Annotated in this window: 25 protein-coding genes; 5 read left to right on the top strand and 20 right to left on the bottom strand. The window is 69.9% G+C overall.

Annotation, left to right across the window (positions count from 1 at the left end; genetic code table 11):
- Position 1: 1 nt before the first annotated feature.
- The 3 genes from WFI52_RS05500 to WFI52_RS05490 form a co-directional block, all read right to left on the bottom strand.
- The gene (locus WFI52_RS05500; protein ID WP_336625731.1) at positions 2-565 is read right to left on the bottom strand and encodes a YceI family protein; all 564 of its coding nucleotides are present in this window, start codon (positions 563-565) and stop codon (positions 2-4) included.
- 91 nt (positions 566-656) lie between these two features.
- Complete coding sequence (locus tag WFI52_RS05495; protein WP_336625732.1) at positions 657-1,025, bottom strand: FKBP-type peptidyl-prolyl cis-trans isomerase; 369 nt, start codon at positions 1,023-1,025, stop codon at positions 657-659.
- A 238-nt stretch (positions 1,026-1,263) separates the two neighbouring features.
- Complete coding sequence (locus tag WFI52_RS05490) at positions 1,264-2,448, bottom strand: PrsW family intramembrane metalloprotease (RefSeq protein WP_336625733.1); 1,185 nt, start codon at positions 2,446-2,448, stop codon at positions 1,264-1,266.
- A gap of 57 nt (positions 2,449-2,505) precedes the next feature.
- Between WFI52_RS05490 and WFI52_RS05485 the strand changes: the two genes are divergently transcribed.
- Complete coding sequence (locus WFI52_RS05485; RefSeq protein ID WP_336625734.1) at positions 2,506-3,393, top strand: fumarylacetoacetate hydrolase family protein; 888 nt, start codon at positions 2,506-2,508, stop codon at positions 3,391-3,393.
- A 10-nt stretch (positions 3,394-3,403) separates the two neighbouring features.
- Here the strand turns inward: WFI52_RS05485 and WFI52_RS05480 are convergent, their stop codons facing one another.
- From WFI52_RS05480 to WFI52_RS05445, 8 genes are all read right to left on the bottom strand, one after another.
- Positions 3,404-3,955 (bottom strand): DUF4190 domain-containing protein, encoded by a 552-nt coding sequence (locus tag WFI52_RS05480; RefSeq protein WP_336625735.1) that lies wholly within the window; start codon positions 3,953-3,955, stop codon positions 3,404-3,406.
- A gap of 71 nt (positions 3,956-4,026) precedes the next feature.
- Positions 4,027-4,404: a DUF4190 domain-containing protein gene (locus WFI52_RS05475; RefSeq protein WP_336625736.1), complete on the bottom strand. Its 378-nt coding sequence runs from the start codon at positions 4,402-4,404 to the stop codon at positions 4,027-4,029.
- A gap of 86 nt (positions 4,405-4,490) precedes the next feature.
- Positions 4,491-5,948, bottom strand: coding sequence for an aspartate ammonia-lyase (locus WFI52_RS05470; protein ID WP_336625737.1), 1,458 nt, complete (start codon positions 5,946-5,948; stop codon positions 4,491-4,493).
- A gap of 123 nt (positions 5,949-6,071) precedes the next feature.
- Complete coding sequence (locus WFI52_RS05465) at positions 6,072-7,055, bottom strand: aldo/keto reductase (protein WP_336625738.1); 984 nt, start codon at positions 7,053-7,055, stop codon at positions 6,072-6,074.
- Complete coding sequence (locus WFI52_RS05460; protein WP_336625739.1) at positions 7,052-7,435, bottom strand: MerR family transcriptional regulator; 384 nt, start codon at positions 7,433-7,435, stop codon at positions 7,052-7,054. Before WFI52_RS05460 ends, WFI52_RS05465 begins: the two co-directional genes overlap by 4 nt.
- Positions 7,436-7,491: 56 nt before the next feature.
- Positions 7,492-8,391 (bottom strand): phosphodiesterase, encoded by a 900-nt coding sequence (locus WFI52_RS05455; protein WP_336625740.1) that lies wholly within the window; start codon positions 8,389-8,391, stop codon positions 7,492-7,494.
- Positions 8,392-8,423: 32 nt separating this feature from the next.
- On the bottom strand, positions 8,424-8,756 hold the full coding sequence (locus WFI52_RS05450) for a peptidase (protein ID WP_336625741.1): 333 nt from the start codon (positions 8,754-8,756) through the stop codon (positions 8,424-8,426).
- Positions 8,753-10,096 carry an inorganic phosphate transporter gene (locus WFI52_RS05445; RefSeq protein ID WP_336625742.1) on the bottom strand — a complete coding sequence of 448 codons (1,344 nt, stop codon included), beginning with the start codon at positions 10,094-10,096 and terminating at the stop codon, positions 8,753-8,755. Before WFI52_RS05445 ends, WFI52_RS05450 begins: the two co-directional genes overlap by 4 nt.
- A 151-nt stretch (positions 10,097-10,247) precedes the next feature.
- On the opposite strand from WFI52_RS05445, the gene WFI52_RS05440 reads away from it, so the two are divergent.
- Together WFI52_RS05440 and WFI52_RS05435 are read left to right on the top strand one after the other, a co-directional pair.
- On the top strand, positions 10,248-12,362 hold the full coding sequence (locus WFI52_RS05440; RefSeq protein WP_336637398.1) for a S9 family peptidase: 2,115 nt from the start codon (positions 10,248-10,250) through the stop codon (positions 12,360-12,362).
- A gap of 222 nt (positions 12,363-12,584) precedes the next feature.
- The gene (locus WFI52_RS05435; RefSeq protein ID WP_336625743.1) at positions 12,585-13,436 is read left to right on the top strand and encodes a DUF559 domain-containing protein; all 852 of its coding nucleotides are present in this window, start codon (positions 12,585-12,587) and stop codon (positions 13,434-13,436) included.
- 91 nt (positions 13,437-13,527) lie between these two features.
- Here WFI52_RS05435 and WFI52_RS05430 read toward each other — a convergent pair whose 3' ends face one another.
- From WFI52_RS05430 to WFI52_RS05415, 4 genes are all read right to left on the bottom strand, one after another.
- Complete coding sequence (locus tag WFI52_RS05430; RefSeq protein WP_336625744.1) at positions 13,528-14,556, bottom strand: 6-phosphofructokinase; 1,029 nt, start codon at positions 14,554-14,556, stop codon at positions 13,528-13,530.
- Between the two features lie 111 nt (positions 14,557-14,667).
- Positions 14,668-16,839, bottom strand: a complete 2,172-nt coding sequence (locus tag WFI52_RS05425; protein WP_336625745.1) for a DEAD/DEAH box helicase — start codon at positions 16,837-16,839, stop codon at positions 14,668-14,670.
- Between the two features lie 202 nt (positions 16,840-17,041).
- Complete coding sequence (locus tag WFI52_RS05420) at positions 17,042-19,297, bottom strand: heavy metal translocating P-type ATPase (protein ID WP_336625746.1); 2,256 nt, start codon at positions 19,295-19,297, stop codon at positions 17,042-17,044.
- Positions 19,294-19,506: a heavy-metal-associated domain-containing protein gene (locus tag WFI52_RS05415; RefSeq protein ID WP_336625747.1), complete on the bottom strand. Its 213-nt coding sequence runs from the start codon at positions 19,504-19,506 to the stop codon at positions 19,294-19,296. The genes WFI52_RS05420 and WFI52_RS05415 overlap by 4 nt, the downstream gene beginning before the upstream one ends.
- Before the next feature lie 95 nt (positions 19,507-19,601).
- Here WFI52_RS05415 and deoC point away from each other — a divergent pair, with 95 nt between their 5' ends.
- Complete coding sequence (deoC, locus tag WFI52_RS05410) at positions 19,602-20,318, top strand: deoxyribose-phosphate aldolase (RefSeq protein WP_336625748.1); 717 nt, start codon at positions 19,602-19,604, stop codon at positions 20,316-20,318.
- Positions 20,319-20,342: 24 nt separating this feature from the next.
- On the opposite strand, the gene WFI52_RS05405 is transcribed toward deoC, so the two are convergent.
- Genes WFI52_RS05405 through truB form a run of 4 tightly spaced genes read right to left on the bottom strand, consistent with a single transcriptional unit; the run spans position 20,343 to position 23,070 of the window.
- Positions 20,343-21,311 (bottom strand): bifunctional riboflavin kinase/FAD synthetase, encoded by a 969-nt coding sequence (locus WFI52_RS05405; protein ID WP_336625749.1) that lies wholly within the window; start codon positions 21,309-21,311, stop codon positions 20,343-20,345.
- Complete coding sequence (locus tag WFI52_RS05400; RefSeq protein ID WP_336625750.1) at positions 21,308-21,763, bottom strand: hypothetical protein; 456 nt, start codon at positions 21,761-21,763, stop codon at positions 21,308-21,310. Before WFI52_RS05400 ends, WFI52_RS05405 begins: the two co-directional genes overlap by 4 nt.
- Positions 21,764-21,787: 24 nt before the next feature.
- Positions 21,788-22,156, bottom strand: a complete 369-nt coding sequence (locus WFI52_RS05395; RefSeq protein ID WP_336625751.1) for a hypothetical protein — start codon at positions 22,154-22,156, stop codon at positions 21,788-21,790.
- Complete coding sequence (truB, locus tag WFI52_RS05390; RefSeq protein WP_336625752.1) at positions 22,153-23,070, bottom strand: tRNA pseudouridine(55) synthase TruB; 918 nt, start codon at positions 23,068-23,070, stop codon at positions 22,153-22,155. The genes WFI52_RS05395 and truB overlap by 4 nt, the downstream gene beginning before the upstream one ends.
- Positions 23,071-23,139: 69 nt before the next feature.
- On the opposite strand from truB, the gene WFI52_RS05385 reads away from it, so the two are divergent.
- A complete protein-coding gene (locus tag WFI52_RS05385; RefSeq protein WP_336625753.1) occupies positions 23,140-24,057 on the top strand; it encodes an A/G-specific adenine glycosylase in 918 nt (305 codons plus the stop codon).
- Here WFI52_RS05385 and rbfA read toward each other — a convergent pair.
- Positions 24,021-24,455, bottom strand: a complete 435-nt coding sequence (gene rbfA, locus WFI52_RS05380; RefSeq protein WP_336625754.1) for a 30S ribosome-binding factor RbfA — start codon at positions 24,453-24,455, stop codon at positions 24,021-24,023. The two genes, WFI52_RS05385 and rbfA, sit on opposite strands and share 37 nt — an antisense overlap.
- Positions 24,456-24,516 lie beyond the last annotated feature (61 nt).

The following is a 24,516-nucleotide window of genomic DNA, read 5'->3' as shown; positions in this document are numbered from 1 at the left end:
ATCAGGCCTCGATCGAGCCCTGCAGGTCGAGCGTGATCGTGACGTCCTTGCCGACGAGCACGCCGCCCGACTCGAGCGCGGCGTTCCAGGTGAGGCCGAAGTCCTCGCGATTGACGACGGTCTTCGCGGTCGCGCCGGCCTTGTAGTTGCCGTACGGGTCGGTGCCGAAGCCGCCGAACTCGAGCTCGAACGTGACCGGCTTGGTGACGCCGTGCATCGTCAGATCACCGTCGACGAGGAAGTCTCCGCCCTCGTAGCGGACGCCCGTCGAGACGAAGTCGATCGTCGGGTAGGTCTCCACGTCGAAGAAGTCGGCCGAGCGCAGGTGGTTGTCGCGGTTCTGGTCGCCCGTGGAGATCGATGCGGCATCCACCGACGCCGTGACCGTCGCCTCGAGGGGGTTCGCGGGCGCCTCGATCGTGGCGCTCTTGAGGCCGAACTCGCCGCGGACCTTGGAGATCATCATGTGGCGCAGGCTGAAGGTCACCTCGCTGTGCGCAGGGTCGAGCACCCAGGTGCCCGCCTTGTAGCCCGGAACGTCGAGGGTCGTGGTGGTGTCGGTCATGGTTTTCCTTCGGTGAAACGGACGATGGTCTGCGGGGTGAAACGCCCCCGCAGACCATCTATTCCCGCGAATATAAAGTTCTTCTGAACGCTCAGCCGACCGCGAGCAGATCGATGATGAAGATCAGGGTCTTGCCCCCCAGGAAATGTCCGCCGGCGGGGCCGTACGCGAGGTGCGGCGGGATGACGAGTTCACGGCGGCCGCCGACCTTCATGCCCGGGATGCCGTCCTGCCACCCCTGAATGAGGCCCCGCAGCGGGAACTGGATCGACTCGCCGCGACCCCACGACGAGTCGAACTCCTCGCCCGACTCGTACTCGACACCCGCGTAGTGGACGGTGACGTTGTCACCGGGCTTCGCCTCGGCGCCGTCTCCGACGATGATGTCGCGGATGACGAGGTCGGTGGGCGCGGGGCCCACGGGGGCGTCGAACTCGGGCTTCGTGCGGTCTTGTGTCATGGCATCCATCCAAGCATGGATGAGATGGTGGTGACAGATTGCCGGGCGTTGACAGACTCAACGCACAGCATCTCTGCCGGGCGTTGACAGACTCAACGCACAGCATCTCTGCCGGGCGTTGACAGACTCAACGCCCGGTGCCGCGGCGATGCCTGCGTGTCTCCCGGGCGTTGAGTTGGTCTGTCGTGCCCCCATTCTCACGGGACCGGCCCGCGGGTGTCAAGGCATCCGTCGTGGATCAGCGCGCGAGAAGCGCCGCGCGTGCCGCGGTCGCACGAGCGAGAAGTACACGCTCGTCCTGGGTCGATCGCGGGTCTCGTCCCGTGCGGGTGCGCTCGCGCGCGGCGGCGAGCGATGTGGCATCTCGAATGAACGCCACCATCGCCGCCGATCGGTCGCCGGGCAGGGTACGCGCCCACGCGCGGGCGCGGCGCCGGCCCGCCGGCGTGGCGAGGAGGTCCACCTCGGCCGGGGTGAACCACCCCGCTGCGGCGTACTCGCTCAGACGCGCCCGAGTCAGCCGCGCCTCTTCGCGCCGTAGCGCGACGATGCCCAGGACGAATGCGACGAACAGCGGCACCTGCAGCGTGACGTAGAGGTGGAAGAAGTCCGCGAACAACGCCGACCCGTTCCAGAGTGCGTGCAGCGCGGCACCGCACAGCATGCCGACGAGGCCGGACGCGGCGGCTCCCGGGGCCCCGGCTCCGCGCCGCGCCGCGAGGCCGAGGGCGTAACCCGTGATCGCCGTGAACATGACGTGGGCGAAGGGCGACAGGATGCCGCGGAGGAAGAAGGTGAACGCCGTATCGGCGACACCGCCCTCGATCAGGCTCGTCGCGAAGTAGAGAATGTTCTCCGTGAACGCGAAGCCCGCCCCCACGAGGGCACCGTAGACGACGCCGTCGACGGGGCCGTCGAACGTCCGGCGGCCGAAGACGAAGACGAGGAACACGCCGAGGCCCTTCGCGAACTCTTCGACCAGCGGCGCCTGGATCACGGACGACACGGCATCGCGCACCGGGTCGTCCGCCGCTGCCGGCACGATCACCGACAGCGCGATGTCGACGCCGAGGGCGATCGCGACGGCGGCGATGGCTCCCCACGCGATCGCGAAGACGACGAGCGACGGCGGCTCCGGCTCCCATCGGTCGACGATCCGTACGGCCCACAGCACGCCCGCGAGCGGCATGAGCGCGAGAACGAGTCCGATGACCGACGCCACGACGCCGAGGTAGGTGAGGACGTAGGCGACGACACCGACGAGGAGCACGAGCAGCACGGCGAACACCCAGATCGGTGCGGCGCGTCCGGCGCGCGGAATCGGGGGCATCGGCGCGCCGACCGGCGCGGGCGAGACAGCCGCGGGAGGGATCGGCGCGGGGGCGACGGCGGCGGGCTGGGCCAGCGGCGAGGGGTGGCTCATGGCGATCAGCCTAGAGGTGCGCGTCGCCGCGCCCGGACTCGCAGGTAGCCTGGACGAATGCGTTTCGCCCACCTCCGGCTGCCCGATTCCCTTGCGACTGGGTCCCTCGCGCCCGAGCTCGCCGTCATCGTCGACGAGCGCGCTGTCGTGGTGGGTGAGCTCTTCGAGGGCGCGCCGCGCGCGCTGCAGCAGCTCATCGACGGCGGTGACGCACTGCTGGCGCGCGTGCGCGCGGCGGCGGCCGACGCGACCGACGCACCGTCGGTCGCTCTCGCCGACGCGGTCTTCGCGCCCGCCGTCACCGCTCCCCCCATCGTCCTCGCGATCGGACTCAACTACGCGGCGCATTCGAGCGAGCTGGGCCTCAAGGCCGACACCGCACCGACCGTCTTCGTGCTCTGGCCGAACTCGCTCGCGGCGCATGAAGAGACGACGTCGTGGCCGAGATCGCTGAGCGAGTCGATCGACTACGAGGCGGAGCTCGGCGTGATCATCGGAACGCCGGCGAAGGATGTCGAGGCATCCGAAGCCCTCGACCACGTGTGGGGCTACACCGTCGTCAACGACATCACGGCGCGCGACATCCAGTTCTCCGAGGCGCAGTGGTCGCGGTGCAAGTCGTTCGACGGCTTCACGCCGAACGGACCGTTCGTCGTGACCGCCGACGAGATCCCCGACCCGCAGGACCTGCACATCTGGGCGGTCGTGGACGGACAGACGGTGCAGGATGCCTCAACGGGGCAGATGATCCGCTCGGTCGCGACCCTGGTCTCGCACCTCTCGCGCTCCGCGACGCTCCTGCCCGGCACCCTCATCTCGACCGGCAGCCCCGGCGGCGCCGGCTACTCGCGCGATCCGCAGATCTTCCTGCGCGACCGCTCCACGGTCACGGTCGGGGTCGACGGCATCGGCGCGCTCACGACGCACTGCCGCATTCTCGGCTGACGCCGACCGCTCAGCGGCCGGACTGCTCCAGCAGCTGCTGGCAGCTCAGTTGCTGGCCGAACACCTCGACCGTCGCGTTGGGGTCGTTCGCGCATACCGTGGCCGCGTTGATCGACTCGATGAAGATGGGGATGAAGATCGCCGCGAGAATCGCGCCGATCACCATCAGGACGGCGCTGATGATGATGGCGGCGAGCGCGAAGCCGTTGCTGCGACCGGCCTTCTTCGACTGCACGAGCGCGACGATCCCGAGGATCAGTGCGATCAGCTGCACGAAGAACGACAGCACGAACGCGACGATCCCGAGGGTCTTGCCGGGAACGGGGGCTCCCGGCGCAGGCGCTCCGGGGGCGTACGCGGGCGCCTGCGCGTAGGCGGGCTGCTGGTAGGCGTTCGCGTCGGGAGCGGGCGGAGCCGCCGGCGCGGTCGGCGCGTACTCGCCGTATGCCGGCGCGGCGGGCGGCGTCGCGTACTCGCCGTAAGCAGGCGGAGCGGGAGGCGTCGCGGGCGCGGCGTCGCCTCCGGAGGGGTTCTGTGCGGCGGGGTTGTGCGGATCGGTCATGGGTCGGTCTCCTTCGCGGGGATCGTGCCGGTGTTTCCGGTCCTCCGACGCTACAGGGTCAGCGCGGGTGGTCAGCCGCCGCAGGTGATCGTCTGTCCGTTGACCTCGTAGACACCGGCGGGGTTGTCGAGACAGAACTGCACGAGATCCCCGGCCGCCGAGGCGAAGACCGAGATGAGCACGATCAACACGATGGTGCCCACGACGATGACCACAGAGCTGATGATGATCGCAGCGAGCGCGAAGCCGTTCTTGACACCGGCCTTACGACTCTGCACGAGGGCGACGATGCCGAGGATGAGGGCGATCAGCTGCGCGAAGAAGGACAGCACGAACGCGACGATGCCGAGCGTCTTGCCGGGAACCGTCGCCGGAGCGGCGGGAGGGCCGGCGTACGCGGGAGCCGCAGCGTAGGCGGGAGCGGGTTCGGGGTTCTGCGGGTCGGACATGTCGTTCTCCTCGGAGGGTACGGCGGCGACGATCGGGCGTGAGAGAAAGCTATCGCCTGGCCGCCGCTGCCCGCCAGTTCCGCGTGTCAGCCCTCGACGAGGTTCTCCACCGGCTGGATCACGGGGATCGCCTGCGTGATCGCCTCGAGCCCCGACAGCCGCGCCGGCGAGAGCTGCTTGTCGACCTCGTCGCGCGACATGAGTCCTGCCTCGACGACGAGATCGCCGACGTTGCGATGCGTCAGGAGCGCCGTCTTCGCGAGGGCGGCGGATGCCGCGTAGCCGATGAAGGGGGTCAGTGCCGTGACGACGCCGACCGACGACCCGACCATCGCACCGAGGCGATCCCGGTTCGCCGTGATGCCGTCGATGCAGTTGACCCGGAGCGTCCGCATGCCGCGGCGCATCCACGTGATCGATTGAAAGATCGAATGGGCGATGATCGGCTCGAATGCGTTCAGCTGCAGCTGACCCGCCTCGGAGGCCATCGTGACGGTGAGGTCGGCGCCGGCGACCGAGAAGGCGACCTGATTCACGACCTCGGGGATCACCGGGTTGACCTTGCCGGGCATGATCGACGATCCCGCCTGCTGGGCGGGCAGGTTGATCTCGCCGAGACCCGCCTGCGGGCCCGAGGAGAGCAGCCGCAGGTCGTTGCAGATCTTCGAGAGCTTCATGGCGTTGCGCTTGAGGGTCGACGAGAACGACATGAACGACCCGGTGTCGCTCGTCGCCTCGACGAGGTCATCGGCGGTCGCGAGATCGAGTCCGGTGATCTCGCGCAGGTGCGCGAGCACGGCGGGCGCGTAGCCCGGGTGCGTCGTGATGCCCGTGCCGATCGCGGTCGCGCCCATGTTGATCTCGAAGAGGAGATACCGGTTCTCGGTGAGACGCTGATGGTCGTAGCCGAGCGTCGTGGCGAAGCCGTGGAACTCCTGGCCGAGCGTCATCGGGACGGCGTCCTGCAGCTGGGTGCGGCCGATCTTCAGGATGTCGTAGAACTCGACAGCCTTGTTCATGAACGACTGCTTCAGCAGTTCGAGCTCTTCGAGGAGGGTGACCAGGTCGAGGCTCAGCCCGATCTTCACCGCCGTCGGGTAGACATCGTTGGTCGACTGCGAGCGGTTCGTGTGGTCGATCGGCGAGAGGAACGCGTAGTCCCCCTTCTCGCGGCCGGCCATCTCGAGCGCGATGTTGGTGATGACCTCGTTCGCGTTCATGTTCGTGGAGGTGCCGGCGCCGCCCTGCACGACGCCCACGACGAACTGGTCGTGGAACTCGCCGTCGATCACGCGCTGGGCGGCACGGTCGATGAGGCTCGCGCGCTCGGCATCCAGCACTCCGATGTCGCGGTTCGCTCGCGCGGAGGCCTGCTTGACCATCGCGAGCGCGACGACGAGGTCGCGATACACCGAGATCGGACGCATGGAGATCGGGAAGTTCTCCAGCGCGCGTGCGGTGTGGATGCCCCAGTAGGCATCGGCGGGGATCTCCATCGATCCCAGCGAGTCGGATTCGGTGCGCATCTTCGCGTCCAGTGCCATGAGTGCGGTCCTTGTGGGTCGTAGCCTCGGGTGGTCCTCCGAGCCTAACCCCGCGCGCCGGCGCCCCCGCTGTACACCACGTACATCGGGGGCGCCGGATCCGCCGTCAGGGCGCTGGCGCGCTCACCGATCGACGCCGGACATGTCGGCGTAGCGTGCACCCACCGCGGGAGTGAGGGCGCTGAGGCGATCCCGCTGCTCGGCGCTGAGAGTGATGTCCACGGCGCCGACGTTCTCCTCCACGCGTTCGAGCCGACGTGTCCCCGGAATCGGGGCGATACCATCGCCCTGCGCGAGGATCCACGCGAGGGCGACCTGCGCGGGCGTCGCCCCGGCATCCGCGGCGACCTCCTCGACGACGTCGACGATCCTCAGGTTCTGTTCGAGCGCTCCGTCCGCGAACCGCGGATTGGTGCGGCGGAAGTCGGTGTCGTCGAGCGCGTCGACTGTGCGGATCGCTCCGGTGAGGAAACCGCGCCCGAGCGGCGAATAAGGAACGAACCCGATTCCGAGCTCCCGGAGGGTCGGGAGGAGCTCAGCCTCCGGCTCGCGCGACCACAGCGAGTACTCGGTCTGCACGGCGGTCACCGGGTGCACGGCGTGCGCGCGACGGATCGTCGCGGGAGCGGCCTCGGACAGCCCGTAGCCGAGGATCTTGCCTTCGGCGACGAGCGCCGCGAGCTCGCCCACCGTCTCCTCGATCGGCGTCGCGGGGTCCATCCGGTGCTGGTAGTAGAGGTCGATCCGATCGGTTCGCAGTCGGCGCAGCGACCCCTCGACGGCGAGCCGGATATTCTCGGGCGATCCATCGAGACCGCGCTCACCGCTCACACGATGCCGGATCGTGCCGAACTTCGTCGCGATGACCGCCTCATCGCGCCGGCCGGCGTCGGCGAGCGTCTTCCCGAGAAGCTCTTCGTTCGTGTACGGCCCGTACATCTCCGCCGTGTCGAGGAAGGTGACGCCGAGGTCGAGAGCCCCGAGGATGGTGCGGGCACCGCCCGCATCGTCGGCGCCCGCCCCGGTGTAGAAGGCGCTGATGCCCATGAGGCCGAGGCCGATCGGGCTGACCTGCAGTCCGGTGCTTCCGAGTGCGATGGTCTTCATGATGAAGCGATCTCCTTGTCGTAGATGTCGATCTTGTGGTCGATGGCGGCGAGGCTCGCCGTGATCTCGGCGAGCTGCTCGCGGACAGCCTCGCGGTGCTGCACGAGCAGCTCCCGCCGCTCGGCGATCGTCGCGTCGCCCTCTCGTGCGAGCTCGGTGTAGCGCCGGATCACGGAGATCGGCATGCCGGTCCAGCGCAGACGCGTGAGAAAGCGCACCCACCCGATGTCGCCGTCCGAGTAGCGCCGGTGAGTCGAGGACGCACGATCGACGGGCCGCAGCATGAGACCGGCGCGTTCGTAGTAGCGCAGCGTGTGCGTCGAGACACCGGTTGCCGCGGACGCCTCGGCGATCGACAGTCCGTCGTGGATGAGGGTCATGAGCCCACGGTAGAACTTCGAGTGCGCTCGAAGTCAAGCCCGGCGGCCGCGAGACCTCAGCGCTTGCGCGAGAAGGCCTCCAGGCGCTCCTCCGGGCTCAACTCCGCCATCCGCTCGAGCCATTCGGCGGTGAAGAAGTCCGCCGTCTCGGCCGCCGACACCGGCACGACGGCGTGCGTGATGGTGTCTTCGTAGACGTGCACGAGATGGAACGACTGCCCGGCATCCATGCCGTTCACCTCCGCCGCCGGGCGCTGCAGGTTCATCGTGTAGCACGTGGCGGATGCCACGCTCACCGGCACTCCCGCGAAGGTGCCCGACGTCGAGTAGTGCAGATGACCCGCGAGGATCGCGCGGACATCGCTGCCGGCGACGACGTCGGCCAGTTCGCGCTGATGGCGCAGCTCGAGGATGTCGAAGAACGGGATGTGGCTCGGCAGCGGTGGGTGGTGCAGGGCGAGGATCGTTCCCAGCGGAGCGGGCTCGGCGAGAACGGCCCGCAACCACTCGAGCTGGGCGGCATCGATGTCGCCGTGATGCCACCCCGGCACGGTGGAGTCCAGCGCGATCAGTCGAAGTCCCCCGAGGTCGTGCACGCCGGTAACGGGGTCCTGAGTGGGTTCTGCGTCGAAGAGCCCCGCCCGGAGGGCCGGTCGTTCGTCGTGGTTGCCGGCGACCCAGACGACGGGAGCACCGAGCCGCTCGGCGACGGGCTCGACGGACTGCCGCAACGCGGCGTACGCCTCGGGTTCGCCGAGGTCGGTGAGATCACCCGTGAACACGATCGCGTCGGGTCGCACGCCCGTACGCTCCACGGCGGAGAGGGTCGCGTGCAGGTTCGCCGCGGTGTCGAAGCGGCCGCCGAGGGGGCGATTGCCGGCGAGCAGATGCGTATCACTCACGTGCACGATCGTGCGCGCGGCGGGTGGGTACTGACCGAACGAGACCTGGGCCATGCGTTCAGCCTAAGCCGGGGTGCGGACGCCCGTCAGCGGACGACGATGAGGTACAGCCCGCCCAGCACGGCGAGCGCGCACAGCGCGAACGAGCCGTACGCACCGACCAGCGCGATCTGCTTCTGACCGTCGGTGAGCGGGCTCTTCTTGGCCGCCTTCGCGGCGGCCTTCGCTGCGCGCCGCGCCTCCTTCTCGCTGATGACCGTGATCGCGTCGGTGAACTCGGCGGGGGCGACGACGGGTGCTCGGCCCGCGCGCACCAGAAGGCGCAATCCGATCGCGTAGAACCCCACGACGAGGAGCGCACCGATGAGAGCCGCCGCGAAGACCTCGACGAAGGCGAGCCAGTCGATTTCGATGCTCATCTCTTCGACCCCTTCGTCTTCTCGGCATCCGATCTGGCGTTCGCGTCGGCCTTCGCTTTGGCCTTGGCCTTGGCATCCTCCTTGGCCGCGTGCTTGCGCGCCGCCTTCTCACGCGCCTGCGCCTCGGCCTTGAGCCGCGCCTCCTCGCGCATGATCGCCCGCTGGCGACGAGTCGGCGGGGCCTTGCGCGGAACCTTGACGGCGAGACCCGAGTCGGCGACCTCGCTCATCGCGTTCGAAGAGTCGACCGTGTTCTTCCGCGAGCGCAGGAAGAGCCCCACGATGACCGCGACCGCGAGGATCGCGTCGACGAGGATGCCCCAATTGCCGAACCACACGACGAGGAGCGCCGCGAACGCGCCGACGGCGGCGGATGCCGGCAACGTCAGCACCCACCCGATCGCGATGCGCCCGACGGTGCCCCAGCGCACCTTCGATCCGCGGCGGCCGAGCCCCGAGCCGATGACCGACCCGGAGGCGACCTGTGTCGTGGACAGAGCGAACCCGAGAGCACTCGAAGCGAGGATGGTCGCCGCCGTCGAGGTCTCGGCTGAGAACCCCTGCGCGGGCTTGACGTCGGTGAGGCCCTTGCCGAGGGTGCGGATGATGCGCCAGCCGCCCATGTAGGTGCCGAGGGCGATCGCGAAGGCGCAGGCGATGATGACCCACAGGTGCGGGTCGGCCTGGTCCGCGTTCTGCCAGCCGACCATGATGAGGGCGAGGGTGATGACGCCCATCGTCTTCTGCGCGTCGTTCGTGCCGTGCGCGAGGGCGACGAGAGACGACGTGAAGATCTGCCCCCAGCGGAAGCCGTCGCGTCCGTCGGGCTTGTTGTCGTAACGCCGCGTGATCGCGTAGGCGAGCCGCGTCACGAGGAAGGCGATCACACCCGCGGTGAACGGGGCGATGAGGGCAGGCAGCACGACTTTGCTCAGGACCATGCCGAAGTCGATCGCCTGTGTGCTCGCGCCGACGAGGGTGGCACCGATGAGCCCCCCGAACAGGGCGTGCGAGGAGCTCGAGGGGAGCCCGAGCAGCCACGTCAGCATGTTCCAGGTGATGGCGCCGATGAGCCCCGCGAAGATGATCGGGAGGAAGTCGAGCGGCGTGATCTGGTCTTCGCGGATGATGCCGTGCGAGATCGTCTTCGACACCTCGGTCGACAGGAACGCGCCGACGAGGTTCAGGCTCGCAGCGAGGAGGACGGCGACCTTGGGCTTCAGCGCGCCCGTCGCGATCGGCGTCGCCATCGCGTTGGCCGTGTCATGGAAGCCATTGGTGAAGTCGAAGAACAGCGCGAGCGCGATCACGAGGACGACGATGAGGGCAGCGGTTTCCACAGTTCGCTTTCGTCGGGTCGGAGTGGGAAGGTGCCGAGGCGATCGGCGGTGCGAACGAAAAGTTCACCGTGGGTTCAATGTCCGGCAACCGGACCAGACAAATCCTCGCACATCACGCGGGGCGCGCGGTGCGCTCGACTACCGTGGAACGGTGACCACCGCGCGCACTCCCGGTCCCCGGACCGTCGCCCGTCCCACCATCCGCTCCCACCACGGCGACGACGTCGTCGACGACTACGAATGGCTGCGCGCGAAGGACGATCCGGACGTCATCGCCCACCTCGAGGCCGAGAACGCGTACACCGACGAGCGGACGGAGCATCTCGCACCGCTGCGCCAGCGGATCTTCGAGGAGATCAAGGGGCGCACGCTCGAAACGGATCTGTCGGTGCCGACGCGGCAGGGTGCGTGGTGGTATTACGGCCGGACGGTCGAGGGCAAGCAATACGGCATCCACTGCCGTGCACCGCTTGCCGCCGATGACGACTGGACGCCGCCGACCCTCACTCCCGGCGTCGATGTGCCGGGAGAGGTCGTGCTGCTCGACGGCAACGTCGAGGCCGACGGTCACGAGTTCTTCTCGCTCGGCACTTTCGACGTCTCGTCCGACGGAGCGCGGCTCCTCTACGGCATCGACAACGAGGGCGACGAGCGCTACACGCTGCGCATCCGCGACCTCGAGACGGGCGAAGACCTCACCGACGTCATCCCCGACACCTCGGCGGGGGCCTGTTTCTCGCCGGACGGACGCTTCGTCGTGTATACGACGATGGACGACGCATGGCGCCCCGACACCGTATGGCTGCACGAGGTCGGCGCGGATGCCGCAAGCGATGCGCAGCTGTTCCACGAGCCCGACGAGCGGTACTGGGTCGGTGCCGGCTTCACGCGCAGCGAGCGATACCTCGTGATCGAAGTCGGCTCGTCGATCACGAGCGAGGAGTTCCTCGTCCCGGCATCCGACCTCCGCGCCGAGCCCCGCTCGATCTGGCCACGCCGCGAGGGAGTCGAGTACTCGGCGACCCACGCGATCGTCGGCGGCGAAGACGTCCTGTACGTGCTGCACAACGACGGCGCACTCGACTTCGAGCTGGTGCGCGTCGCGGGAGCCGACCCGACCGGCGCGCGCGAGATCGTCCTGCCGCACGTCGCCGGCCGGAGGCTGCTGGATGTCTCGGCATTCCGCGATTGGGCAGTCGTGTCCTATCGCCGCGACGGCCTCGCGCGCATGGGAATCCTCTCCTACGAGAGCGGCGATGTCCGCGAACTGTCGTTCGGCGAGGAGCTCTACGCCGCAGGCGCCGGCGGGAACCCCGAGTGGGCACCACCCGTCATCCGTCTCGGCTACGGATCGTTCGTGACGCCCGGCACGGTCTACGACTACGTCGTCGAGACGGGCGAGTTCCTGCTGCGCAAGCGTCAGAGTGTGCTCGGCGGCTACTCCCCCGACGAGTACGGGCAGCGGCGCGACTGGGCGATCGCCGACGACGGGACGCGCGTACCGGTGTCGCTCGTGTGGAAGCGGTCCTTCGGCGATCCCGGCGCCGGCGACACCCGACCCGTGCACCTCTACGGCTACGGCTCGTACGAGCACTCGATCGAACCGGGCTTCTCGGTCGCCCGCCTCTCGCTCCTCGACCGGGGCGTCGTCTTCGCGATCGCGCACGTGCGCGGCGGGGGCGAAATGGGGCGGCAGTGGTATGAGGACGGCAAGCTCCAGCACAAGCGCAACACGTTCACCGACTTCGTCGCGGTCGCACGCCACCTCGTGGACGCCGGGGTCACGACCCCCGCGCTGATGGTCGCCGAGGGGGGGTCGGCGGGAGGGCTCCTCATGGGCGCCGTCGCCAATCTCGCTCCGGAGCTGTTCGCCGGCATCCTCGCCGATGTGCCGTTCGTCGACGCCCTGACGACGATCCTCGACCCCTCACTGCCGCTCACCGTGATCGAGTGGGACGAGTGGGGCGACCCGTTGCACGATGCGTCCGTGTACGAGTACATGAAGTCGTACACGCCGTACGAGAACGTCCGCGAGGGGGTGGAGTACCCGCGGATCCTCGCGGTGACCTCGCTCAACGACACACGTGTGTACTACGTCGAGCCGGCCAAGTGGGTCGCGCGCCTGCGCGCCGTCGGCGCGGACGCCCTGCTCAAGTGCGAGATGGTCGCCGGCCACGGCGGTGTCTCCGGCCGGTACAACGCGTGGCACCAGCGCGCCTTCGAGATCGCGTGGCTCCTCGACGTGGTGGGCCTTGCCGACGCATAGGCCCGGGCGGGCTCGGGTTCGGGCGCGCCGCCTGCCGCGGGCAGGCGATCTGCCGAGCGAAGGCAGGTCTGCGGCGCATCCGCCTTTCGCCGGCCGATCGCCTGGGCTGCGGATGCCTGACGATGGTGCATCGCCTCCTCCACAGCGCCCCGGTTCCCTCGATCTGTCCACAGATCCATCGCTGCAGGACCCGTGAGGCACGCCGCGGCGGATGCTGGGCCCGTGCAGATCACGTTGGACGCCTGGGTGGCATCGGTCGGAGAGGTCGCCCATACGTCGAGCGCCCGAGCGGCAGGCTACTCGAAGCATCACATCGCGGCCGCCGTCGCAGACCGAAGCGTCGACCGCGTACGACGGTCGTGGCTCGTCACGCCCACGTGCGGCCCCGACCGCCGGGCGGCCGCGCGCGCGGGAGGACGGTTGAGCTGCGTGAGCGCCGCCGCCCGGATGGGACTGTGGGTGCCCGAGCTCCCCGTTCTGCCACACATCTCGCTACCGCACTCGGCGGCACGCTCCACCCATGTCGAGGCCACATGGCATTGGGCCACCGGACCCGTTCCCCTCCCGCGAACAGAGCCGAATGAACACCCGATCAACGTCCTGTTCCATATCGCGCGCTGTCTTCAGCGCGCACAGGCGCTCGCGGTGTGGGAATCGGCACTCAAGCGCGGCATCGTGCGGAGCGATGTGCTCGATCGGGTGCAGTGGCGGTGCACCGCGGCGCGCGAGCTCGCTGCAGTGGCCGGCTCACTGTCCGACTCCGGAATTGAGACGGCGTTCGTCTCCCTCATGCGCCGCGCCGGTGTGACCGTGCGCCAGCAAGTCTGGGTAGACGGGCACCCACTCGACGGCGTGATCGGCGAGCGCCTCGGTGTGCAGGTAGACGGACTCGCCTTTCACCAGGCATCCGACCGCCGACGCGATCTCCGTGCCGACGCGCGCCTTGCGCTGCGCGGGTACACGATCCTGCGGTTCGACTACTACCAGGTGCTGTTCGATCCCGCCTACGTCATCGACACCGTTCTGACCGCGATCGCACAAGGCCTCCATCTCGCTCCCCCGCATCGGCGCTGAACGCAGGCGATCTGCCGAACGAAGGCGGATGCCGCAGAAAGCTGCCTCGCTCCGGCAGATCGCCTGCCCAGGCCGAAGAAGCGCGCCGCACTCAGCCGAAGAGCGCGGCGGCCTCTTCGTAGCGGTAGATCGGCACGGTGTTGAGCTCGCCGAGGGCCTCCTCGAACGGCACACGCACGATGTCGGTGCCCTTCATCGAGACCATCTGACCCCACGCCTCTTCCGCGACCGCATCGGCGGCGTGCAGGCCCAGACGGGTTGCGAGCACGCGGTCGAACGCCGACGGCGAACCGCCGCGCTGGATGTGGCCGAGCACCGTAGCGCGCGTCTCGATTCCGGTGATCCGCTCGATCTCGGGGGCGAGCACCTCGCTGATGCCGCCGAGGCGCGGGCGGTTGAACGCGTCGAGTCCCTTGTCGCTGTAGGCCTCGTCCATGCCGGTGAGGGTGAAGCCCTCGGAGACGACGACGAGCGGTGCGCGCCCGCGGTCGTGCGCCTTCTGCACCTGCGCCGTGATCTCGTCGATCGACATCGGCACCTCGGGGATGCAGATGACGTGCGCGCCCGCGGCGATGCCCGAGTGCAGCGCGATCCAGCCGACGTGGCGGCCCATGACCTCGGCGACCATGCAGCGCTGGTGCGAGTCGCCGGTCGTGCGGAGGCGGTCCATGGCATCCGTCGCGATGTTGACGGCGGTGTCGAAGCCGAAGGAGTAGTCGGTCGCGCGCAGGTCGTTGTCGATCGTCTTCGGCACGCCCATGACGTTGATGCCGTCGTTGTACAGGCGGTTCGCGGCGGCGAGCGTGCCCTCGCCGCCGATCGCGATGATCCCGTCGATGCGGTGGCCGTACAGCGTCGCCTTGATGTTGTCGGCGCCGCCGCGGGGACCCTCATAGGGGTTCGTGCGCGACGTGCCGAGGATCGTGCCGCCCACCTTCGACAGGCCCTTCACCTCGTGGCGGGTCAGGGGGAAGAAGTCGCCGTCGACGACGCCTCGCCACCCGTCGCGGATGCCGACGAACTCGATGTTGTAGTTCGTCGTGCCCTTGAGGACGACGCCGCGGATGACCGCGTTCAGTCCGGGGCAGTCGCCGCCTGAGGTGAGGATGCCGATCTTCATGTGGGGATCCTTAAGTTCGGGGAGTTGTTACGGCGTCACTGCCACGAACGACACTATCGCCGGATGCCGCGGCCCTGCCACCGGCGTCGCCGTCGATAACCCGCCCGCCGCTCAGGCGGCGCCGAGCGCCTGCCGCAGCAGGTGCATGAGCGCCGACTGCTGCACCGAATCGCTCGAGGTCGCATCGATCTGCGCCCCGTCGAGCGCCCGCGCCGCAAGCGACTGCTTCGAGTCGATGAGCTCGGCGATCTTCGTGTCGATCGTGTGCGCCGCGATGATCCGCCACGCGGTGACCGGCTCGTCCTGACCGATACGGTGCACGCGGTCGATCGCCTGCGTCTGCTCGGCTGCGGTCCAACTGAGCTCGGCGAGGACGACGTTGGATGCCGCCTGCATGTTCAGTCCGACGCCGGCGGCGGTCAGGGAGCACACCGCGATCGCGACGCCCGGGTCCTCGTTGAACGCGTCGATCGCCTGCTGCCGCGCGGGCGTCGTCTGGTCGCCGCGGATCGACACCGTGCGCAGGCCCGCCTGAGCGAAGTGGGCCTCCGCGGCATCCATGACGTCGATGTGCTTCGCGAAGAAGACGACCTTGCCGACCGAGCGCTGCAGCTGCACGGCGTAGTCCGCCGCGAGCAGGGCCTTCGCCTGGCCGATCTTGCGAACCATCGTGAAGACGTTGTCGGCGCCCGCGCCCTGCGCACCGGCGCCTTGGGCCTTCGACTCCTCGAGCTCGCCGTGCGCGACGAGGCGGACGATGTCCTCGTCGACCTCGCCGTAGAGCACCTTGTCGCCGCGGGCTTCGATGATGCGGCGGTACTTGGCGGCGAGTCGCTCGCCGAGCTCACGCTCGGCGGCGCGGATCGACCGGCCGTACTCGTCGTCGAGCTCGACCGGCAGGTCGGCGATCAGCTTGTCGGGAAGATCCGCGGCGACATCCTTCTTCTTGCGGCGGACGATGCCCATCGAGATGACGGCGTCCCGCGCCTCGGGGTAGAAGGCCTTGTCGGCCGGGGTGAAGCCGGTGGCATCCAGCTTCTCCATGAGCTCGGGCCCGGGCTTCTCCCCGTTGGTCCAACCGAGGAATCGCCAGATCGCGTCGAAGTCCTCGACGTCGTTGATGAGCGGGGTACCCGTCAGGGCGAGCATGAGCGGGTTGCGCACCTGCTCGCGAATGCGCGCGCCGAGGGCGAGCACGTTCTGGGAGCGCTGCGAGGTGAGGTTCTTGATGAAGTGGGCCTCGTCGACGACCATGCCCCGAAGGCCGAGGGAACCCAGCCAGGAGAGGTGCCGGTCGAGCACTTCGTAGTTGACGATGAAGACATCGGCGAAGGCGTCCACCTGGCCGCCGTCACCGTGGATGACCGTCGCGCGGCGCTGCGGCGTCCACCGCTCGACTTCGCGCGCCCAGTTCATCTTGACGACGTTCGGGACGACGGCCAAGAGCGGGTAGGCGTTCGCGACGGATGCCGCGAGCACCGACTGCGCCGTCTTGCCGAGACCCGGCTCATCGGCGAGCAGGAACGATCGGTGGCCCGAGCGCACCGACTCGAGGAACCGCGACTGGTGCGGCATGACGTCGAGGCCCTTGGGCGAGAGGCGGTCGAACTCCGGCACGGGCGGCAGCTCCATCGAGGCGGCCGCTCCCCCGGCGCCGGTCTCGAACGCCTTGTACAGGGGGCCCATGAGCTCCCAGCCGTCGAGACGTCGCCGGGCAGTGGATGCCGGAGTGCGCAGCGTCACGTCGGGCGCGAGGAACGGGTTCGCCTCGCGGCGGGCCTCGATCTGCGGAGGGGTGACCTGCCGCTCGGCAAGGGCGGCGGGGACGACGGAGGCCTGGACGGGGGCCGCGTCGGTGATGATCAGCTCGTCCTCGGCGAGCTCGGCGCCCGACTCGAGCAGCCAGTCGCGGCGCATGCGCTTGGCGACGGGCGACGTCGCCTGGTCGACCTCGAGCAGCTGGATGAGCGAGGTGTCGCGGGCCGCTGTCTTCGCGAGGATCGTCGCGACGCCGTCGAGGCGCTTGAGCAGTTCGGCCCGCGCGGCGGTCGGCACGGCCTCGTCGGCCTTCACCCGCGCGCGCTCCTCGCGCACGAGGAAGGCGATCACCTGGAACTTGACGCGATTGGTCGGTCCGAGCTTGCCGCGCTGCGACTTGGCCTCGACCTCGCGCACCTTGCGGGCGAGGATCGGGATGAGGGGCGCGTCGTCATCGCGACGCGCGGACGACCCGCGGGACTGCCCGCGGCGGCGGGCGGTGGCGGTGGATGCCGTGGGCGGCATGCTCCTCCTGAGCGTGAAGAGCCGGATGTGACCGGCGGGACGCCGACCCGAATGCGCCTACGCGGATACTCGGGCCGACCGTTCGGAGTCCGCGGCGGCTGCCGCGGGGGAATGCGTGATCCGTGCTCCTCGGGCTGCGGGTACTCGCTTCTGCGAGCTGCGGCGACGCGGGTGCGCGGTCTCGGCATCCATTCTAGCGCGGTCAGCGCGCAGTTCGCAGTCGCAGGCTGTTGAGCACCACGAACACGCTCGAGAATGCCATCGCGGCTCCGGCGATCATGGGATTGAGCAGACCCAGCGCCGCCGCCGGCAGCGCCGCGACGTTGTACGCGAACGCCCAGAACAGGTTGCCGCGGATGATGCGCATCGTGCGTCGACTGAGTGAGAGCGCGGTCATGACCGGCTCGAGGCCGCTGCCGGTGAGCGCGATATCGCTCGCGTGCATCGCGGCATCCGTCCCTCCGCCCATCGCGATGCCGAGGTCGGCGGTCGCGAGCGCCGCGGCGTCGTTGACGCCGTCGCCGACCATCGCGACACGGTGACCCGCGGCCTGCAGACGCCCGATCTCGGCGACCTTGCCCTCGGGAAGGACCCCGGCGGTCACTCGGTCGATGCCGGCGGCGGATGCCGCAGCCTCCGCGGCGCCGACGTTGTCTCCCGTGAGGAGGACGACATCGAGACCGAGCGCGTGCAGTTGCGCGACCGTCGTCGCAGCGTCGGAGCGCACCCGGTCCGACACCGCGATCACCGCGCGCAGTGTGCCGTCCCAGCCCGCGACGATCGCCGTGGCCCCGGCATCCTGCGCCTCGTCGACCGCGGACTGCACGGAGGCCGGCAGCACGCCGACGATCTCCGCGGCGAAGTCGGGGCGACCGGCGAACACCACGCGGCCGTCGACCCTGCCACTGACCCCGCGACCGGCAAGCCCCGCGAAATCCTCGACCTCGATGAGGGTGCCGCTCGCCGAGTAGGCGGCGATCGCGCGGGCGATCGGATGCTCGGAGGCGTGCTCGAGCGCGCCGACGAGACGGGTGATCTCCGCGGTATCCGCCCCACCGATCGGAGTGAGGGCGGAGACCGTCATCTCGCCTGTCGTCAACGTGCCCGTCTTGTCGAGGACGACCGTGTCGATGCGCTCGGCCGCCTCGAGCGCCTCCGGGCCGGTGATGAGCACGCCCAGCTGCGCGCCGCGCCCGGTGCCGACGAGGATCGCGATCGGTGTCGCGAGCCCGAGCGCACACGGGCACGCGATGATGAGCACCGCGACCGCCGCGGTGAAGCCCGACGCGATCGACGCACCACTGAAGCCGCCGACGAGCATCCACGCGAGAAGCGTGAGGACCGACAAAGCGATGACGATCGGCACGAAGACGGCGGAGATGCGGTCGGCGAGCCGCTGCACACGGCTCTTGCCAGCCTGAGCGTTCTCGACGAGGCGCGCGAGGTGCGCCAGGCGCGTATCGTCGCCGACGGAGGTCGCCCGCACGACGAGCCTGCCGTCGGCAGCGAGTGTGCCGCCCGTGACGGGGTCGCCGGCGGATGCCTCGACGGGCGCTGCCTCGCCGGTGATCATGCTCTCGTCGAGCGACGCGTGGCCCGAGACGACGACGCCGTCGGTGGCGACCTTCTCGCCGGGCCGCACGAGGAAGCGGTCTCCCACGCGCAGCTGCTCGACTCCCATGCGCGTGCCGTCCTCGAGCTCGACGTCGCGAGCGGCGAGGTCGAGGAGCGCACGCACGGCAGCCCCCGCGCGGCGCTTCGAACGCTCTTCGATCACACGGCCGAGGAGAAGGAAGACCGTGACGGCGGCCGCGACTTCGAAGTACACGAGCGCCGACGGATCGTGGACAGGCTCGAACAGGCCGCCCGTGTGCGTCATCCCGATGCGGCCCGCACTGCCGAACACGAGCGCCCAGACGCTCCACAGGTATGCGGCGCCCGTGCCGAGCGTGATGAGGGTGTCCATCGTCATCGCCCCGTGCCGGGCGCTCGCGAACGTCGCGCGGTGGAAGGGCCATCCGCCCCACAGCACGACGGGAGTCGCAAGCGCGAGCGACACCCACTGCCACCCGGGGAACTGCCACGCGGGGACCATCCCGAGGGCCACGACAGGGGCTGCGAGCACGGAGCTCACCGCGAGTCGGGTCGTGAGCGCGGCGCCGTCCCCCGGTCCGTGTGCGCCCGCATCCGACGGTTCCGTCTCGGGCGCGCGGCGGACCACCGCGTCGTAGCCGGCCTCGCGGACGGCAGCGACCAGTCGCGCCGGTGCGAGATCAGCGGGGTACTCCACCCGCGCCGATTCGGTCGCGAGGTTCACGGCCGCCGTCACGCCGTCGACCCTCTGCAGGCGCTTCTCGACGCGGGCGACGCAGCTCGCGCACGTCATCCCCGTGATGTCGAGGACGGCCTCCGCGCGCGGCGCGGTGCCTTCGCGCGCGTGGCGCTCGAGTTCGCTCATCGTCCGGCGACGAGCGTGTAGCCGGCCTCCTCGACGGCGGAGGAGACCGCGACCGTCGCCAGCGGCCCCGCGGATGTCACCGTGACCGCTCCCGTCGCGATGTCGACTGCCACCTCTTCCACACCGTCGAGCGCACCCACCTCGCGGGTCACCGCCTGTGCGCAGTGGCCGCAGGTCATGCCCTGCACGGTGTACGTCTGCTCGATCATGTCGTCTCCTCGCCCGCCGCTTCGCGTTCGACGCGGCGTCCACTGACGGCAACCATAATACCCCCATGGGGTATTCCCGAGCGTAGTCTGGCATCATGCCCACGATCACCGAACGCGCCCTCGCGGCGACCATCGACCACGCGATCCTCAAGCCCGAGCTCACCCGCACCGAGGTCGACGCCGAACTCGACATCGCCGCGGAGTGGAAGGTGTTCAGCGTGTGCGTGCGCCCGAGCGACATCCCGCACGCCGTGGAGCGACTCGCGGGCAGCGGTGTCGCCGTCGGCACCGTGATCGGATTCCCCCACGGCACGACATCGACGGCGGCGAAGGTGGCGGAAGTTCGCCAAGCGCTCGCAGACGGCGCGTCCGAGTTCGACATGGTGATCAACATCGGCGCCCTCCGCTCCGGATTCGACGACGCGGTCGCCGCCGACATCGCCGCCGTCGTCGAGGCGGCATCCGGCCGCGTCACGAAGGTGATCCTGGAGACCGCGCTCCTCGACGACGAGCAGATCGCCCGGGGCAGCCGCCTCACCGAACGCGGCGGCGCCGACTTCGTGAAGACCTCGACGGGCTTCGCCGGAGGCGGCGCGACCGCCGAGCACGTGCGCCTCATGCGCGACAACGTCGGCGAGGGCGTGCAGGTCAAGGCCTCGGGGGGCGTACGCAGCTACGCCGACGCGCTCGCGATGCTGGACGCCGGCGCAACGCGCCTGGGCACGAGCGGCAGCGCCGTGATCCTCGGCGAGGCGCGGCGCGTGGATGCCGGGGAGGAATCCACCGGCGCCGTCGACGCGTCCTCGTACTGACGGCGGCAGGGCCGGAGCCGCGCGTCAGGCGCGCAACGCCGTGCGTACACGCGCGACGTCGTCGGTCATCTGGGCGATGAGCTTCTCGATGCCTTCGAAGGCGACCATGCCGCGGATGCGATGCGTGAACTGGATCTGGACACGATGGCCGTAGAGGTCGAGGCCCGTCTCATCGAGAACGTAGGCCTCGACCTGGCGCCGTTCGACGTCGTCGAAGGTCGGGTTCGTCCCCACCGAGATCGCCGCCGGGTATCTCGTCACGGCGGCAGCGGCATCCGCCTCGCCTGCGGTCGCGCCGAGGTCGATCAGCCACCCTCCGTACACGCCGTCGGCCGGGATGAAGCCCTCGGCATCCGGTTCGAGATTCGCCGTGGGGAATCCGAGCTCGCGGCCGCGCTTGAGGCCATGGACGACCTCCCCCTGGACGGAGTGCGGTCGGCCCAGGAGTCGTGCAGCCCCCTCGACATCGCCCGCCGACAGCAGATCGCGCACCCACGTCGACGAGACGCGGCGGCCACCGCCCTGCACATCGCTCACGACATCGACCGCGAAGCCGTACTCCGCGCCGAGGTCTTCGAGGAGTGCGGGCGTCCCCGCTCCCCCGCGACCGAAGCGGAAGTCGTCGCCGACCATGACGGTCACGACACCCAGCGCTTCGACGAGCATGTGCTCGACGAAGGCGCGCGGCTCCAGGCTCGCGAGGCTCTCGTCGAATCGCAGCACGAGGGTCGCGTCGACACCGGCGTCGGCGAGCTGAGTGAGCTTCTGATCGACGCTCGACAACGGATCCGGGCAGAGTTCCGGACGCAGCAGACTCAGCGGATTGCGGTCGAAAGTCACCGCCACGACGCGCGCCCCCGCATCGGCGGCAGTGACGCGGGCGCGGTCGATGACGGCGCGGTGACCCGAGTGCACGCCGTCGAACTTGCCGATCACGACGACGCTCGGCCCGAAGTGCGCGGGAACCTCGCCCGGTTCGCGGAAGACGATCACCAGTGGGACCCTTCGATGACGGCCTGAGGCACCTCAGGCTCGGGGATGCCGTGCCGATGGCGCACGAGCCACCACACACCGATGAACGGCAGCACGAGCGGCACCCAGAAGTATCCGTAGCCGAAGCCCGACCACACCGTCGCGTCGTGCGCGAACAGCGCGGGATGCGTCAGGCTGAGCGTGCCCACGACGAGCACACCGACGAGCTCGAACGAGATCGCTATCCACGCGACGACGTACCATCCCGCGCGGCCCGCAAGGATGAGCGCGACGGTCGCGAGGACGTACACGAGGGCGGATGCCGCCGACAGCGTGTACGCCAGCGGCGCGTTCGCGTAATCCTCGACGATCTGCACGAGCGAGCGGCCCGTCGCCGCGAGCGCCATGATCGCGTAGACGACCACGAGGACCCGGCCGATGCCGGTCATGCGGGTGCGGGACGTGGGCGACATGACCTCTCAATGATAGGCGGGGCGTCAGAGGGCCGGCGTCGTCCAGATGACCTCCATGCGCCACACCATGACAGCGACGGCGAGTGCGGCGACGCCCATGATGACGGTGCTCCAGCGGCTGCGTTCCAGGAGGGCCCAGAACACGGCGGCGGGCGGGAGAAGGACGGCGGATACGAGGTACACCCAGAACTCCAGCGTGCTGCCGAGCGGAGGGTTGCCCGCGAGCGCCGCGACGATCGCGATGACCACCTGCGCGACGAGGAGGAGCAGGATGAGCGCCATCCCGCCCACCGTGACGTCGCCCGGCCGTCGCCCCGCGAGGCCCGCGACGACGGCGACGAGGCCGACGACGACGGCGACGATCACCTGCGCGATCGCGAACCACCAGATCATGCCGATTCCTCCGCCATGTTCATCGCGCTCTTGAGGTCGCCGCCGCGGCGCTCGACGATCCCGACGAGTCGTCCTCCCGGGTCGATCGCGGCGGGGGTCGCGCTCGCCAGCCCCTCGAGCCGTGCGGCAGCGCCCACGAGGCGCTTGCCGTGGCGGAGGTCACGAGCCTCCTCCGCCGTGACCGGCAGCGCCCCCAGGACGGCCGCCGCGACCTCGGCGGGAGGGGCGAGCGCGGCATCCGGTGCGACGTCGACCGCGGCCGCGACGTCGAACGGGCCGATGCGCGTTCGGCGCAGCGCCGTCAGATGACCGCCGACACCGAGATCCGCACCGAGATCGCGGGCGAGCGCACGGATGTACGTGCCGCTCGAGCAGTCGACGACGACGTCGAGGTCGATCCCCTCGGCGGCGGTGCGCATGCGCGTCACCGCGAACCGGCTGACCGTGACCTCGCGCGCCTTGAGTTCCACCTGCTCGCCCGCGCGAGCGAGGTCGTAGGCCCGCTTGCCGCCCACCTTGATGGCCGACACCGTGCTGGGCACCTGCTGAATCCGACCCGTGAGCGCGGCGATACCTGCAGAAACGGCGTCGGGTGTGACTGCAGCGAGAACGGCGGCATCCGCCCGCGCGATCTCCGTGCCGTCGGCGTCGTCGGAGTCGGTCGACGCGCCCAGACGGATCGTGGCCTCGTAGGTCTTGTCGAGCCCCACGATGAACGTCAGCAGGCGCGTCGCAGGGCCCACCCCGAGGATCAGGAGCCCCGTCGCCATCGGGTCGAGCGTGCCGGCGTGGCCGATCTTGCGCGTGTTCAGCGCGCGCCGCGCACGGGCGACGACGTCGTGGCTCGTGACGCCGTCGGGTTTGTCGACCAGCAGAATGCCGTTCGGGGCGCTGTCGGGGTGCGACTGAGGCATCCTCCCAGCCTAAGCGGCGCGTCCTCGCGCGCGTGTCGCGGGGTGCTCAGCCCGACGTAGGCTGGCGTCGTGCCCGACCTCGCAACGCCGCTCATCGCGTGGTATCGCGGGGCCGCGCGCGATCTGCCGTGGCGCCGCCCCGGGTTCGGGGCGTGGGGCACGCTCGTGAGCGAGTTCATGCTGCAGCAGACGCCCGTCACGCGCGTCATCCCCCACCTCGAGGCGTGGCTCGCCCGATGGCCGACGCCCTCCGCGTTGGCCGCCGACCCTCCCGCCGCGGCGGTCACGCAATGGGCGAACCTCGGCTACCCGCGTCGCGCGCTGTGGCTCCACCGCGCGGCCGTCGAGATCCATAGTCGCCACGACGGCGTCGTTCCGCGCGATGTCGACGATCTGCTGGCCCTGACCGGGATCGGCGACTACACCGCCCGGGCCGTCGCCGTGTTCGCCTACGGCGACCGGCATCCCGTCGTCGACACCAACACGCGCCGCGTCCTCGCGCGGGCGATCGGCGGACGCGCGCAGCCCGGCCCTCCGAGCAAGGGCGACCTCGCTGCGATGGCGGCGATCCTGCCCGACGACGATGCGGATGCCGCGATCGTCAACGCCGCGGCGATGGAGCTCGGGGCCGTCGTCTGCACGGCGCGCACCGCCCGATGCGACGCATGCCCGCTCGCGCATGCGTGCGCGTGGCGCGCGGCCGGCTACCCCGACACGGGCGACGACCGCCGTAGACAGGCCCGGTACGAGGGCAGCGACCGGCAGGCCCGCGGGGCGATCCTGCGCGCACTGCGCGCGGCCCCCACGCACGAGATCGCACAGGATGCCGTAGCCCCGGACTGGCCGGATGCCGTGCAGCGCGACCGCGCGATCGACTCGCTCATCGCCGACGGCCTCGTCGAGGCATCCGACGGCGCCCTGCGCCTGCCCATGGGGGATGCCCCCGCGGATCAGTCCTCGTCGGCCTCGTCGCGCGGCTTGATGTAAGGGTCGGCCTCGCCCGCGTAGGCGGCGCCGGCGGCGAGGCCGGCGACGGCGGCATCCCGCTCCTGCGCCTCGCGCAGCAGGTCCGCGATGTGCCCGGCGTTCTCGGGCAACGCGTCGGGGATGAACTCGAGCGACGGCGTCAGCCGCACGCCGAGCTGCTTGCCGACTTCGCTGCGTAGCATTCCGGTCGCAGCCTTCAGCGCGGCGGCCGTGTCCGCACGGGCCTTGTCGTCGCCGTAGACGGTGTAGAACACCGACGCATGCTGCAAATCGCCCGTGACGCGCACGTCGGTGATCGTCACGAACCCGAGCCGCGGATCGCGCAGCCCCTTCTCGAGCCGCTCTGCGATGAGCACGCGGATACGGTCGGCGAGCCTCGCCTGTCGTTCGTTCGACATGGTTCCTCCTTGGGATGGACGGAGGATGCCGCACCCGGATCATCCGGGCGCGGCATCCTCG

It is taken from the genome of Microbacterium sp. MMO-20 (assembly GCF_037147735.1).
Lineage (GTDB): Bacteria > Actinomycetota > Actinomycetes > Actinomycetales > Microbacteriaceae > Microbacterium.
This window is presented reverse-complemented; position numbering and strand designations above follow the sequence as displayed.

Bases quoted from the DNA above. Each gene is read 5' to 3' on its own strand.
- WFI52_RS05400 (WP_336625750.1), bottom strand. From the start codon at position 21,763: ATGTCGCCCACGTCCCGCACCCGCATGACCGGCATCGGCCGGGTCCTC.
- WFI52_RS05480 (WP_336625735.1), bottom strand. From the start codon at position 3,955: ATGACCGATCCGCACAACCCCGCCGCACAGAACCCCTCCGGAGGCGAC.
- WFI52_RS05490 (WP_336625733.1), bottom strand. From the start codon at position 2,448: ATGAGCCACCCCTCGCCGCTGGCCCAGCCCGCCGCCGTCGCCCCCGCG.
- truB (WP_336625752.1), bottom strand. From the start codon at position 23,070: ATGCCTCAGTCGCACCCCGACAGCGCCCCGAACGGCATTCTGCTGGTC.
- WFI52_RS05495 (WP_336625732.1), bottom strand. From the start codon at position 1,025: ATGACACAAGACCGCACGAAGCCCGAGTTCGACGCCCCCGTGGGCCCC.
- WFI52_RS05500 (WP_336625731.1), bottom strand. From the start codon at position 565: ATGACCGACACCACCACGACCCTCGACGTTCCGGGCTACAAGGCGGGC.
- deoC (WP_336625748.1), top strand. From the start codon at position 19,602: ATGCCCACGATCACCGAACGCGCCCTCGCGGCGACCATCGACCACGCG.
- WFI52_RS05395 (WP_336625751.1), bottom strand. From the start codon at position 22,156: ATGATCTGGTGGTTCGCGATCGCGCAGGTGATCGTCGCCGTCGTCGTC.
- WFI52_RS05455 (WP_336625740.1), bottom strand. From the start codon at position 8,391: ATGGCCCAGGTCTCGTTCGGTCAGTACCCACCCGCCGCGCGCACGATC.
- rbfA (WP_336625754.1), bottom strand. From the start codon at position 24,455: ATGTCGAACGAACGACAGGCGAGGCTCGCCGACCGTATCCGCGTGCTC.
- WFI52_RS05450 (WP_336625741.1), bottom strand. From the start codon at position 8,756: ATGAGCATCGAAATCGACTGGCTCGCCTTCGTCGAGGTCTTCGCGGCG.
- WFI52_RS05430 (WP_336625744.1), bottom strand. From the start codon at position 14,556: ATGAAGATCGGCATCCTCACCTCAGGCGGCGACTGCCCCGGACTGAAC.
- WFI52_RS05460 (WP_336625739.1), bottom strand. From the start codon at position 7,435: ATGACCCTCATCCACGACGGACTGTCGATCGCCGAGGCGTCCGCGGCA.
- WFI52_RS05425 (WP_336625745.1), bottom strand. From the start codon at position 16,839: ATGCCGCCCACGGCATCCACCGCCACCGCCCGCCGCCGCGGGCAGTCC.
- WFI52_RS05465 (WP_336625738.1), bottom strand. From the start codon at position 7,055: ATGAAGACCATCGCACTCGGAAGCACCGGACTGCAGGTCAGCCCGATC.
- WFI52_RS05475 (WP_336625736.1), bottom strand. From the start codon at position 4,404: ATGTCCGACCCGCAGAACCCCGAACCCGCTCCCGCCTACGCTGCGGCT.
- WFI52_RS05485 (WP_336625734.1), top strand. From the start codon at position 2,506: ATGCGTTTCGCCCACCTCCGGCTGCCCGATTCCCTTGCGACTGGGTCC.
- WFI52_RS05415 (WP_336625747.1), bottom strand. From the start codon at position 19,506: ATGATCGAGCAGACGTACACCGTGCAGGGCATGACCTGCGGCCACTGC.
- WFI52_RS05420 (WP_336625746.1), bottom strand. From the start codon at position 19,297: ATGAGCGAACTCGAGCGCCACGCGCGCGAAGGCACCGCGCCGCGCGCG.
- WFI52_RS05470 (WP_336625737.1), bottom strand. From the start codon at position 5,948: ATGGCACTGGACGCGAAGATGCGCACCGAATCCGACTCGCTGGGATCG.